The organism is Pseudomonas savastanoi (assembly GCF_020917325.1).
Taxonomy (GTDB): Bacteria; Pseudomonadota; Gammaproteobacteria; order Pseudomonadales; family Pseudomonadaceae; genus Aquipseudomonas; species Aquipseudomonas amygdali.
This window is the reverse complement of the sequence record NZ_CP076652.1, coordinates 3075178-3088533: the sequence shown is the minus strand read 5'-3', so window position 1 is coordinate 3088533 and position 13356 is coordinate 3075178. Positions and strand designations below refer to the sequence as shown.

Here is a 13356-nt window from a genome sequence, read left to right as displayed (position 1 = left end):
ACTCGTGATGTGACAGGAATGTTTCAAGATATTTCACATCTGATCGCTGTTTGTCTTCAGCGTTTAAGCCAGACTCAAATTACCTCAAGCGCTTTGCCCCCGCAAACTGGCGAGGTCAACCCGTAGAAAGGACAAGAACAAGGTATGCAGCATGTATTCCCGGTCCAGACGACCAGACCGGAAATACACCTGCACAAACCCGTTAAAGCTTGAACTGCGCAACCATCGTGTTGAACGAAATCGCCAGCCGTGACAGTTCCTGACTGGATGCACTCGTCTGATTAGCGCCCGCTGCAGACTGCGCGCTGAGCTCCTGAATGTTGACCAGGTTGCGATCCACTTCGCGTGCCACCTGGGCCTGTTCTTCGGACGCCGAGGCAATCACCATGTTGCGCTCGTTAATGGTGCCTACGCCGCTGGTGATTTTTTCCAGGGCGCTGCCGGCGCGCTGAGCAAGTACCTGGGTGTTGGTGGCCGTCGCCAGACTTTTGCTCATTGCCGCAACCGCACCGTCGGCACCGGACTGCACGGTCCCGATCATGCCTTCGATTTCCACAGTAGAAGCCTGGGTACGGTGCGCAAGGGCGCGCACTTCGTCGGCTACCACGGCAAACCCTCTGCCCTGTTCACCGGCGCGTGCAGCTTCGATGGCGGCGTTCAGCGCGAGCAGGTTGGTTTGCTCGGCGATGCTGCGGATGACCTCAAGCACTTTACTGATATCCCGGACGTGGCCAGCGAGCGTTGTCACAGATCCCGTCGATTCGGTAATCTCGCTGACCATCGTACCGATGCCCTTGACGGTGTCATCGACCTGACCGCGGCCGCTGGCGGCGTCGGTCGCCAGTGCTTTCGACTCCTCCGAGGTAGACACTGCATTGCGGGCTACCTCTTCAACCGCAGCCGTCATTTCGTTGACCGCCGTTGCAGCCTGTTGAATCTCGTCATTTTGTCGAGTAAGACCGCGCGTGCTTTCTTCGGTGACCGCGCCAAGCTCTTCGGCAGCGGACGCAAGCTGATCGGACGCGCTGGAAATCTCCTGAATCGTCCGCTTCAAATTGCCCTGCATCGTGCCGATCGCATTGAGCAGGTGCCCTGCTTCATCGCCTCGGGTACTGGAAACGCTCTGGGTCAAGTCACCCGATGCAATACGCTGTGCAACTTCGATAGCGCTTCTCAGTGGTCCTGTAATCATGCGAGTGATCAAAATACCCAACATGATCGCCACCACAAACGCGATGACAATACCCGCCGTCAACATGAATACCGAGTTGCTTTGCAGCCTGTCAGCGGCCTCTGCACCTTCTTTGATCTGGCGCTTGTTGGAGTCGATCATGATCTGCAGGTAGCCGCGAGCCTTGTTGAACTCTCCGTCGGCCAGCGCGTTGAGGCGATTGCGCGCGTCTTCCAGTTTGCCTGCCTGCTGCAGGTCAAAGATGTTCTGGGAAGCAGAGATGTAGGCTGACATCAAGGCGTCGTACTGGTCGCCCGCTGCACGTTCATCGTCCTCCAATGGGGTGGCGCGGTAGATGGCATAGACTTTCTGCGCACGCTCCAGCTCGGCATTGATACTTTGGCGCATTTTCTCCGCCGTGGCCTTGTCCTTGGCATCGAGCAAACGGTAAAGCCCGCGGTTATGAGTGGTCAGGGCGGTCATCGTCTCGTTGGTGTTGGCCACTGAAACCAGGTTATTCGAGAACGTCAGCTCAAGGGCATCGGAAAGCCGGTTGATACCGAGCATACCCAAACCACCCACAGCCAAGGTGATCATGGCGCAAACGATGAACGCGGCCATGAGTTTTTTAGCGAAACTGGTGCGATTTATCAGGTTCATTGATTATCCATCATCGTTAAGTAAGGGGGCACTTCTGTCCGAGAGCCCTACTGCACTAGAGGCAAGTAGTTGAACGTGGGTTTTGCGCACTTTTGCGATAAGCGATTTTTCGGACTACAGAAGTAATCATCCAATTTCTGTGCCAGAGCAGGACCTGCTTGTTCACTGCATCCTGACTTTTCGCGATCCCTGTTGTTATCGGCATGAACCGGATTTTATGAATAGACACTGCGGTGTTACTGGATAAAAAGATGGTGACTAGATGAAAAACGGGCACGACTACGCAGGGTTTGCCAAGTAGAACCCAAGGAGGGAAACGTCTCGGCATGCCAGTTATTCTCAGGCGTTAGCCCACGTCAGCGAGCATGCCACGATAGCGGATTACACTGTTTATCGAGGCCTGCGAAACCATCCTTTAATTGTCTCGTGGCCATCATCGATATAAGTGAAAATAACGGGCACTACCAACAGGCTTAGTACGGTCGAGGCCAACAGTCCGCCGATAACGACCACCGCCATCGGCTGGCGGAAGCCAGACTCGCCACCCCATCCCAGTGCGGTCGGCAACATGCCTGCCCCCATCGCAATGGTGGTCATCAGGATCGGCCGGGCGCGTTTGTGGCAGGCGTCGATCAACGCTTCGTAGCGGCTTACGGTCGGCGCACGGCGAGCCATGATTGCGTACTCCACCAGCAGGATCGAGTTCTTGGTGACGATCCCCATCAGCATCAGCAGACCGATGACCGATGCCATGGAAAAGCTCATCCCGCCTATCAACAGTGCCAACAGTGCGCCGCCGAGCGATAAAGGCAGTGCCGAGAGGATGGTCAGCGGCTGCATGAAATCATGGAACAGCAGAACCAGCACCGCGTAGATACAGAACACGCCGACGGCCATCGCCAGGCTGAAGTTGCCAAACAGCTCGCTCATCAACTGCAACTCGCCCTGCTCTACCAGTTTCACTTGCGCTGGCAGGTTCTGCATGACCGGCGCCTGCCTGGCCTGCTCCATCACTTCGCCCAGATTGCGCCCATTGAGCTCGATGGAAAGAGTGATATTGCGCAAGCGATCGATACGATTAATCTGCGCGGGGCCGCTGCCCATGCTGATTTCTCCCAGAGACGCCAGCGCGATCTGGCCATCACGCCCCGTGACCCGTAACTGAGCGAGACTTTGCAGGTCGGTGCGTACTTGCGGCTGCATACGCACCCGCACATTGACCTGGCGCTGGGACAGATTGATCTTGCCCAGGGACGAGCTGTATTCGCCGTAGGTGGCCATGCGCAGTGTGTCGGCGATGTCCTGGCTACTGACGCCCAGCTCTGCCGCGCGGACAACATCCGGGCGCATCTGGATTTCCGGCCTTTGCACCGCAGCACTGGAGGTGATGTTGCCGACGCCTTTTATTTGGCGCAGCTGCGGTTCAAGAGCGGCGGCGGTACGCTCCAGCAAATCACCATCATCGCTGGCGAGGACGATGTCCAGCCGTTCGCCGCTGGCGTCACCACCGACATTTACCCGCACACCGGGCAAACTGCGCAGACTTTCACGCATGCTCGCTTCCACCTGGGACTGTTTCAGTGCGCGCTGGTTACGTGGTAGCAGATCGACGGTCAGCGCCGCCTTGCGATCACCCGCACTGCCCGCATCGCCGCTGCCCGCGGCGATGAAAACGTGGGCCACTTCTGGAATCTCGCGTAAACGCTTCTCAGCCTGCAAGGCAATCTCGCCGGTCTGGGCCAAGCTGCTGCCGGGCGGCAACTCCAGGCTGACGGTGCTGCTGGCAATATCCTGCGCAGGCAAGAAGCTGGTCGGCAGCAAGGGAATAAGTGCCAGCGAGCCGATGAACAAGACACCAACAATGGCCATGGTGGTCTTGCGGCGGCTCAGGCTGGTGTGAATCCAGCTCAGGTAACGTCTCATCAAACCGCTGTCGTGCTCACCATGCGCGCGAGCCTTGAGAAAATACGCCGCCATCATTGGCGTCAACAAACGGGCGACCAACAACGAAAACATCAACGCAGCGCTGGCAGTCACACCGAATTGGCGAAACAGTTTGCCGGAAACCCCGCCCATGAAAGCGGTTGGCAGGAACACCGCGACCAGAGTCACAGTGGTTGCCAATACCGCAAGGCCGATCTCGTCGGACGCCTCAATCGCCGCCTGACGCGGGGTTTTGCCCATACGCAGGTGTCGCGCAATGTTTTCGACCTCAACAATTGCATCATCGACCAGAACGCCGATCACCAGGGCCAGCGCCAGCAGCGAAACTGTATTGAGGCTAAAACCGGCAAAATACATCACGCCAAAAGTCGGGATGATCGACAAAGGCAGTGCTGTGGCCACGATAATCGTCGCCCGCCAGTCACGCAGGAACCACCAGACCACTAACACCGCCAGCAACATTCCTTCGTATAGCAGCATCATGGAGCCGCGATAGTTTTCCATCACCGGGTCAACGGCATTACTCGCTTCTTCAATACGCACATCAGGGTGTTGCCTGGCGAACTCACTGACTGCCTGGCGCACATCCCTGGTCACTCCGACGTCGGAAAAACCCAGAGAGCGCATGACCTGAAAGCCAATGACCGGTTTGCCGTCGCGATACGCCAGAGTGGTGCGCTGGGCATGGGTATCACGCACGGTGGCCAACTGCTGCACGGCGAGCATTCGCCCTTCGCTGACGGGAATGCGGATAGCGCCCAGCGCCGCCGGGTCGTCAATGCCGCCGAGCACACGCAGCGCCTGCTGACCGCTGCCCAGATCGCCCTGACCGCCGGAATTGTCTTTCTGCATCGTCCGCAAACGATCCGCGATGTCCGTCACGCTCAACCCCAGACCAGCCATCAGCGCGGGATCAAGGTCCACCTGAACTTCGCGGTCCACACCGCCCACGCGGCCGATGTTCGCGACACCACGCACAGTCAGAAGCTTTTTGCTCAGCTCATTGTCGACAAACCAGGACAACGCTTCTTCGTCCATGCGTGGCGCATCGACCACATAGGTCAGCAACGCCGTGGTATTGGTGGTAAGGCGGGTTACCGATGGCGTGTCGAGGTTGGCTGGCAACTCGGCGGCAGCGCTGTCCACCGCATTGCGCACCTCGTTGAGCGCTTCATTGCCATCCTTGTCGATGTCGAATATCACATTGATGATGACGCTGCCTTCGGCAATTTGCGTGCTGACATGCTTGAGCAGGCGCAGCGAGGTCAGCTTGTCTTCGAGCTTGCGCGCGACTTCGGTTTCCAGTTGCTCGGGGGCGGCCCCTTCCAGTGAGGCACTGATGACCACTGCGGGCAGATCGGTGTCGGGAAAGTCCTGGATACCGAGACGATCGAATCCAAGGGCACCAAACAGGGTCAGCAGTAAAAACAGCATGACCGCCGGAACCGGGTAACGAATCGACAGCGCGGAGATATTCATTGCGTGCGCGCCTCGGCGTTGACCAGCGTCACGCTGGCCCCGTCGTTGAGAAAGGCCCCACCGCTACGGACGATCTGTGCCTGCTCTGTCAGACCTCCGAGGATTTCCAGCGCCGATCCACGCCGCCGCCCGACCTCTACGACTTGTTGGCTGACATGCATATCCTTGCCCAGCACGAACACATAAGAGCGTCCGTCACGCAGGATCACACTGGTATCCGGGACAGTCAGCGCTGCAGTGGATGGCAGTTCGATGCGACCGCTGGCGTACATGCCGGCGCGCGCCATCGACCCAGTGGGCAGGGAAACATAGACCAGCGCCCTGCTGGTCTTGCTGTCGAGTATTGGCGAGACCAGCCGCACGCGACCTTCGACCTGAACACCGCCTGGCAACGTCACGCGAGCGAGCTGTCCGACCTGCACACCTGGCAGTTGCTGTGCATCCAGTTCTGCCTGCCACTCGATGCGGCCATCCCGGATCATCCTGAACATTTCGCTGCCCGCCGACACCACATCGCCGAGCAAGGCCTTGCGCCCGGATATGACCCCGTCATCCACCGCGACAATGCGTGTCTGCGTGAGTTTGATCCGGATACTGCGCAGGTCGGCATTTGCCGAGGCCAGGTTGGCTTCAGCGGTCTGCACCTTGACCCGGTATTCTTCCAGTTGCTGCTCGGACAAGGCCCCGCTCTGTCCGACCAACGCCGCACGTCGCGCATTGGAGCGGGCTTCCTGCAATTGCGCCGTGGCCTGGGCTGCCGCTGACTTCTGCTTGTTTTCCTCGGCCAGCACGCTGTCATCGGCCAGGGTCGCCAAGACCTGGCCTTTCTTCACCTGATCGCCGATATCAGCCTTCAGGCTGGCGATCCGCAAGCTTCCGGTTTCGGCACTGATAACAGCTTCCTGCCACGGCGCGAGCGCACCGCTGGCCACTCGTTCCTGTGGCCATTCTTCGTGGTGCGGTTGAACCGCCTCGACGGTGAGGCTGGTTGACGGCGCAACAGCAGCAGCCGGGGTCGGCTCTGCACGGCCAAACACTAACCAGCCTGAAACGCCCAATACCGCCAGCGTCAACAGCCCATACATGCGTATCTTCCTCATACGCCGCCCCGTTTCGCTGTCTCACTGGCCAAACCTTCGCGACTGCCCTGCCATCCACCGCCCAGGGCCTTGTACAGGGCAATCCAGTAGCGCACTTGATTTTGTTGCACGGTGATCAGTTCGATTTGCGCCGAAAGGGCCGAGCGTCGCGCCACTTCGCGGTCCAGCAGGCTGGCGTTACCGGCCTGCCAGTTGCGGTCTGTGGCTTCGAACGACGCTTCATAACCGTCGCTGGCCCGCTGCGTACTGGCTTGCGAACGCCGCGCCGCATCGAGACGCACCAGTGCCTGCTCGACTTCCATCACCGACGTGCGCAAGGTCTGCCGATAGGTCGCCAGCGCCGCGTCATAATCTGCCCGTGCCGAGTCCACTGCCGCCCGGCGCTTGCCTGCGTCGAACAGCGGAACAGTCAGTTGCGGGCCGAGGCTCCAGTTACGGCTGAATACTCCAGTGGTGGTCCCCACCTCGAACGAGCCGATCAGACTCAGGCTGGGCAGACGATCCGCCTGAGCAGCGCCAATCTTCGCATTGGCTGCGGCCAGTTCGCGTTCGCTGGACGCCAGATCCGGGCGCTGGCGCACCAGGTCGGCGGGTATTTCCCGTACATCCAGCGACGCAGGCTGCGGCAGTCGCGCGGGGTTATGGCCGAGCACTTCCCGCACCTGCTCCTCGTCGCTACCGGTCAGGGCCACCAGGCTTTTGAGCAGCACGTCGCACTCGCTTTGTTGTTTGATGAGGGTCGCATTACTGGCCGCCGCACTGGCGTCGCTCAACGATGAATCAGCGGCTGCGGTAAACCCGGCCTGAAACGACACGCGAGTCAGACGTGCGGTCTGTTCCTGGGATTGCGCCTGATCACGGTAAGCGTTCACCAGCATCTGGCAGCCGCGGTACTGCACGAAGTCATCACCGACCTCGGCCGCCAGCGACACACGAGCGTCATGCCAGTCATTGACACGTGCTTCGAGCAGATTGCGCGAAGCTTCGTCGGTGCGTCGTAATTTGCCGAACAGGTCCAATTCCCAGGACGCATCGAGGGTTGCGCCGGAAGTCGTACCGCTCTGGCGCGCCCCGCTCTGCCTGATGCCAGCGCGTGACTTGCTCGCGCCGCCGCTCACTTGCGGCAGCCTGTCGGCAAAGCTGCCGTCCAGCGTCGCGCGTGCCTGGGCGATGCGCGCCAGAGCCTGATCGAGAGACGGGCTGTCTGCTTGCGCCAGACGCAACAGGGTTGCCAGTGCAGGGTCATCGAACTGTTGCCACCAATCCTGCAGCCCCACCATCGACGCGTCATGGGGCAGCGGCGCATGCCACTTGCCGGCAACCGCCACCGCAGGCAACTGGTAGTCCGGCCCTAGCGTGCAGCCGCTGAGCAGTGACACCACAAACATCGACAACAGGAATCGGCCAGCAGGTTTGCCAATAGACATAAAGCTCTCGAAAATTCCGGAACAGTGGTGTCTGGAGAAAAGAAGCAACGGGGCAGGAATCCGGACGATCAGGAGCGTTGTCGCGAGGTTTCCTGCTGCGCCACAAATCCCTTTCGTAGCATGCATTTAACGCTGGAGGCCGCGGTATGTATGTCGTGGAATACGGGGACAGTCCCACGGCGATAAGTTGGCGATCGCCCTGAGGTTCTTACAGAATCGGGCCCTGCTCGAACCGAGTAGCAATGAATCCGTACCTGTGCCAACAAGGGATCGACTATGGAAGAGTTAAGTAATCTCAAGAAACTGGAGTCGAATGCGCGCACCTACGCAGCGACCTTCCAGCAGCTGTTTGTCAGTGGCAAGGGCATGCGGGTCAAGGACGCCAACGGCCAGGAGTACCTCGACTGCCTGTCGAACGCTGGCACGCTGGCACTGGGTCATAACCCGCCGGTGGTCCGCGAGGCGGTGATCGAATTCCTCAACAGTGATCATCTGCAGCAGGCCCTTGACCTGGCCACACCGGCCAAGCACGCCTTCGTCGAAGAGCTGTTCGCGACGTTGCCCGCCAGAATGCGCGACAACAGCAAAATTCTGTTCTGCGGCCCCAGCGGTTCTGACGCGGTCGAAGCCGCAATCAAGCTGGCCCGCCATTACACCCAGCGCTCGCCGCTGATGTCCTTTCACGGTGGTTACCACGGCATGACCGCTGGCGCATTGTCGGCCATGGGCAACCTCAACCCCAAGGCCGGGCTGCTGGCCCAGGGCACCCACTTCCTGCCCTTCCCCTATCGTTTCCGCTGCCCGTTCGGCACCGACGGCGAAAACACCGACCGCCTCTCCATCGAGTACATCCGCACGGTACTCAGCGACCCGGAAAGCGGTGTGCCCAAACCGGCTGCGGTGGTGGTCGAAGTGGTTCAGGGCGAAGGCGGCTGCATCGCGGCGTCGGCAGAATGGCTGCGCGCTGTGCGTGATATCACTCGCGAGTTGGGAATCCTGCTGATTGTCGACGAAGTGCAAACCGGACTCGGACGTACCGGCAACCTGTTTGCTATCGAACATTCCGGGATAACGCCGGATATTCTGGTGCTGTCCAAGGCCATCGGTGGCGGCTACCCGATGTCAGTGATCGTCTATGCCGAGCACCTCGATACATGGGGCCCAGGCATGCACGCAGGAACGTTCCGGGGCAATCAGGTGGCGATGGTGGCCGGGGCTGCGACCATGCGTCATATCAAGGAGCACGATCTGGTCGGCAATGCTGTGCTGCGCGGTGAGCAGTTGCACAGCGGGCTGGAGAACATCGCTCGACAGTTCCCGTTTATCGGCGATGTCCGTGGCCGTGGCCTGATGCTCGGGGTAGAAATCGTCAAACCGGCTACAGGGTCACGTCCGGGGGTTGGCGATGGCGCACGTGCGCGGGCGATCAAGCTGGAGTGCTTCAACAACGGCATGATCATCGAGACAGGTGGACGCAACAGCGCAGTCGTGCGCTTCCTGCCACCGTTGAATATCACCGAGTCGGAAGTGGGCATGGTCCTCGACCGCTTCGAACAGGCCCTGATGAGCAGCAGCGCAGCACGGGTTTCCAGCGTCAGCGCGGTAGGCTGAATCCTCGCAACAGCCTGCTCGAGAGGCTGATACAGCCGACAGATAGCCGTGGGCTGCATCAGCCTCTCGTGAGCAGGATCCCTTCCACACTGCCCACGTCAGCGGGCCGTCGATATCGTCATGCAGAACATCCCTGTCCTGCAATCCTCTCGTCAATCCCGTGCCAGCGCCTCGATCGGATCGAGCTGTGCCGCGTTACGTGCGGGTACGAAGCCGAACACAATGCCGATCAATGTCGAGCAGATGAACGCAGTGACAATCGAGCTCACAGAGAACACCATCTGCCATTCCTTGACCAGCAGTGAAAACACATAGCCGATCACGAACGACAGGCCGATGCCGATGACCCCGCCAATCAGGCAAACCATCACCGCCTCCACCAGAAACTGCTGACGGATATCCGACTGGCGCGCCCCGACTGCCATGCGAATGCCGATCTCGCGCGTCCGCTCCGTGACCGACACCAGCATGATGTTCATCACCCCGATACCGCCGACCGCCAGCGAGATCACCGCAATCAATGACAGCAACAGGGCCAGCGACTGGCTGGTCTTCTGCACCGTTTGCATCACGCTGTCGAGGTTGTAGGTGAAGAAGTCCTTGGTCCCGTGACGCTTTTGCAGCAGTTTGTTGACGTTGTCCTCGACCACCTTGCTCGGCTGCCCGTCCTTGACCCGCACGGTGATGCCGTCCAGGTAGGTCTGACCCAGCAGGCGGCCAGAGGCGGTTTCGTAGGGCATCCAGATATTCAGGTTCTTGCTGGTGTCGAAGATGTTTTTCTTGTTCTCGGTCACGCCGATTACTGTACAGGGCAGGTTGCCCACCAGGATCACCTGGCCCAGCGGGTCGACCTTGGGGCCGAATAGGCGAATCCGTGTGTTGTAATCGATCACCACCACTTGCGCTTGCCGCCTGGCGTCATCCTTGTTGAACCCCACCCCCAAGCCCATTTTGGTGCCACGCACCTGGAAGTAACTCGGGCTGACCCCGCTCACCGTCGCCGATACGTCGATGTTGCGGTAGCGCACCAGCAGGTTGCGGCCGATATTCGGTGTGGCGCTGTCGATGTAGTACTCACTGCTCAACGCCGCCACATCGGACAGCGCCAGGGTCTGGATATCCATGGACTTGGTGTCGCCAAAGTCACTGCCTGGGAACACCTCGATGGTGTTGCTGCCGATGGCCTCAATGTCCTTGAGCACATAGCGCTTGGCCCCTTCGCCGATCGCAACGATCGACACCACCGAGGTAATGCCGATGATGATCCCGAGCATGGTCAGCAGCGTGCGCATGCGGTGCGAGATCAGCGCCACCCAGGCCATGACGAAGGCCTCCTGGAACAGGCCGAGGTTGGCCATCAGCCGGTTGCCCTGCCTGGGTTTGGTGGGCAGGCGCTCGGTGGTTTTTTCGTTGATGATCGGGCGATCAGGGTTTACCCGGTCGGCGATGATCTCGCCGTCACGCATCTCGATGATGCGCTCGGCGTGCGCTGCAACCTTCTCATCGTGGGTCACCAGAATCACTGTGTGCCCGGCGCTGTTGAGCTCTAGGAGGATGTTCATCACCTCCTTGCCGCTGACGCTGTCGAGGGCCCCGGTAGGTTCGTCGGCCAGAATGATCTCGCCGCCGTTCATCAAGGCCCTGGCAATACTGACCCGCTGTTGCTGGCCGCCTGAAAGCTGGCTTGGCCGATGCTCCAGATGCCCGGGCAGGCCCAGCCGCTCAAGCAGCTTCTGCGCGCGCTCTACGCGCACGCCCTTGCCGGTGCCTGCGTAGATGGCAGGCATTTCGACATTCTGTATCGCTGGCAGGTGCGGCAACAGGTGATAACGTTGAAAAATGAAACCGAAGTGATCGCGGCGCAGCTCTGCCAGCTCATCATCGGTCAGCGTACCGGTTTCACGCCCGTCGACCTTGTAACTGCCGCTGTTGGCGTGATCCAGACAACCCAGCACGTTCATCAGCGTTGACTTGCCGGAGCCCGAGGCCCCGGTAATGGCAACCAGTTCGCCGGCATTGATCGTGAGGTTGATGTCATTGAGCGCGATGAAGTCCTTCTCGCCAGCGACAAAACGACGGGTTATCCCCTTGAGTTCCAGAAGAGCTCGACTCATGGTCAGGCCCCCGCTGTCGCTGGTGTGGCCGACGGTTCACCGATCACCACCTGGTCGCCCTCGGCAAGGCCGCTCTTGATCTCGACCCGCACGTTGTTGTTGATGCCGGTCTGCACGTTACGGCTCTGGGCCTGGCCCTGATTGTCCATCACGCGCACCGGGAAGGTGCCGTCGCCGTTCTTGTCGCCCAAAGCTGCAACAGGCACAGTCAGTACGCCCTTGGCCTTTTCACGCACGATATGCACCTGGGCGGTCATCGAAATACGCAGACGGTGATCAGGGTTGGGGACGTCGAACAATGCGTTATAGAACACCGCACTGTTCGGCTTGCCGGCGTTGCTGGACTGCGCGTCAAGAAAGTTTTGCGGCGCCGGTTCCGTGCCTTTCAGTTTGGCGTAATAGCGTTTTTCGGCATCGCCGAGGATGGTGAAATACACCTCTTGGCCTGGGGTGATATGAATCACGTCGGCCTCGGAGACCTGCGCCTTGACGGTCATGGTGTCCAGGTCTGCCAGCTTGAGGATCACCGGCGTCAGTTGGCTGGCGATCACGGTCTGGCCTTCCTGGGTCACGATACCCACCACATCACCGCTGATCGGCGCGACGATGCGGGTGTAGCCCAGGTTGATCCTGGCGGTCTCGATCTGGATCCCTGCGTCGCGTACCTGTGCTTCCAGCGAGCGAAGGTTGGCACTCCGGACTTCGAAGTCCGATTGCGCCGTATCGAAGTCCTTTTGCGAGATCGCGTCATCCGCACGCAGTTGCTTGTAGCGTTGGTAAATGGCTTTGGCGTCCTTGAGCTGCGCGGCAGCCGCGTCCTTCTGGGCGATCAGGTTCTGTTCGTTGACCTGCGACTGGCGCAGGGTGTTCTGCAGCACCACAGGATCGATTTCCGCCAGCCACTGACCTTGTTTGACCTTGTCACCCAGATTGACCTTCAGTGACTTGAGCTGGCCTGAAACCTGCGCGCCGACATCAACCTGCTTGATGCCTTGCAGCACTCCGCTGGCCAGCACCGAGTTTTCGATATCGGTGCGTTCGACCTTGGCGGTCAGATACTCCGGTGCCTTTTCCGGGGATTGGATGCCGTAGGCAATACCTGCTGCCAGAACCAACAGCACAACAACAATGAGCACTTTGCGAAACTTCAACTTTTTCATAGAAAGCCACGAATGTGTTGAGGATTGGCCCGGCGATCAACCGCCGGGCTTGAAGAAACGATGTTATTGACGGGGTAGCCACCAGTTCGCCAGATGCTGTACATGCTGCGCCTTGAGAATGGTGAAATGGTTGCCCGGCCCACGCCAGACAGTGAGATCCGGAGCACACTGGCGCCAGCCGCTGACCATCGCCTGCTGTTCGCGCTGATTGCCCGCCGCATCCAGCACCGGATCATCGGCCAGCACCAGACGCACCGGCCCGGTGTAGATCTGCGACGGTTGATAACGTGTGCGCAACGCGGTACCGAAAGCCCTTGCAGGCCCACGCATCGCGTCCGGCGACGAACGCTGCGGCAACATCCCTGCCCGCACCATCCCGGCATGCAACAAACGCATCTGGCCGACATCGTCCTGGGCCCGGAAGGCCGTACGATCGATGCCCAACGGCTTGCCCGCAGCCAGCTCCATGGTTTCGATCAAACGTTCCAGTACGCCTATCGCGGTGTAAGGTTTGCCCACCACGCCGTTGCCGCCCGGTGACTCACTGTCGATCAGTGTCAGCGAAGCCACCTCCCTGCCGCTTGCCGTCAGGCGCTGAGCCATTTCAAAGGCCACCCAGCCGCCGAACGAATGACCGAGCAGATGCACCGGTCCTTCTGGATGGGTGCTGTCGAGTGCTTGCAGATAAGC

8 protein-coding genes (1 of these 8 only partly in view) are annotated in these 13356 nt (G+C 59.9%); 1 reads left to right on the top strand and 7 read right to left on the bottom strand.

Translation table 11 applies throughout. The features are described 5' to 3' along the window. Window positions 1-202: 202 nt before the first annotated feature. From KP808_RS26330 to KP808_RS12815, 4 genes are all read right to left on the bottom strand, one after another. Complete coding sequence (locus tag KP808_RS26330) at window positions 203-1831, bottom strand: methyl-accepting chemotaxis protein (RefSeq protein WP_230016216.1); 1629 nt, start codon at window positions 1829-1831, stop codon at window positions 203-205. A 390-nt stretch (window positions 1832-2221) separates the two neighbouring features. Next, window positions 2222-5254, bottom strand: a complete 3033-nt coding sequence (locus KP808_RS12825; RefSeq protein WP_230016215.1) for an efflux RND transporter permease subunit — start codon at window positions 5252-5254, stop codon at window positions 2222-2224. Then, window positions 5251-6354, bottom strand: coding sequence for an efflux RND transporter periplasmic adaptor subunit (locus tag KP808_RS12820; protein WP_230016214.1), 1104 nt, complete (start codon window positions 6352-6354; stop codon window positions 5251-5253). The genes KP808_RS12825 and KP808_RS12820 overlap by 4 nt, the downstream gene beginning before the upstream one ends. Beyond that, window positions 6351-7781: an efflux transporter outer membrane subunit gene (locus KP808_RS12815; RefSeq protein WP_230016213.1), complete on the bottom strand. Its 1431-nt coding sequence runs from the start codon at window positions 7779-7781 to the stop codon at window positions 6351-6353. Before KP808_RS12815 ends, KP808_RS12820 begins: the two co-directional genes overlap by 4 nt. Before the next feature lie 276 nt (window positions 7782-8057). On the opposite strand from KP808_RS12815, the gene KP808_RS12810 reads away from it, so the two are divergent. Then, entirely contained in the window at window positions 8058-9392 is a 1335-nt protein-coding gene (locus KP808_RS12810) for a diaminobutyrate--2-oxoglutarate transaminase family protein (RefSeq protein WP_230016212.1), read from the top strand. A gap of 152 nt (window positions 9393-9544) precedes the next feature. On the opposite strand, the gene KP808_RS12805 is transcribed toward KP808_RS12810, so the two are convergent. From KP808_RS12805 to sypC, 3 genes are all read right to left on the bottom strand, one after another. Further along, window positions 9545-11506 carry a MacB family efflux pump subunit gene (locus KP808_RS12805; protein ID WP_230016211.1) on the bottom strand — a complete coding sequence of 654 codons (1962 nt, stop codon included), beginning with the start codon at window positions 11504-11506 and terminating at the stop codon, window positions 9545-9547. A 2-nt stretch (window positions 11507-11508) separates the two neighbouring features. Next, a complete protein-coding gene (gene macA, locus KP808_RS12800; RefSeq protein ID WP_058409150.1) occupies window positions 11509-12666 on the bottom strand; it encodes a macrolide transporter subunit MacA in 1158 nt (385 codons plus the stop codon). Window positions 12667-12729: 63 nt separating this feature from the next. Beyond that, window positions 12730-13356, bottom strand: partial view of a syringopeptin non-ribosomal peptide synthetase SypC gene (sypC, locus tag KP808_RS12795; protein WP_230016210.1) — the 3' end only. It continues 39972 nt past the right edge of the window; only the last 627 of its 40599 coding nucleotides appear in the window; the start codon falls outside the window, past its right edge; its stop codon occupies window positions 12730-12732.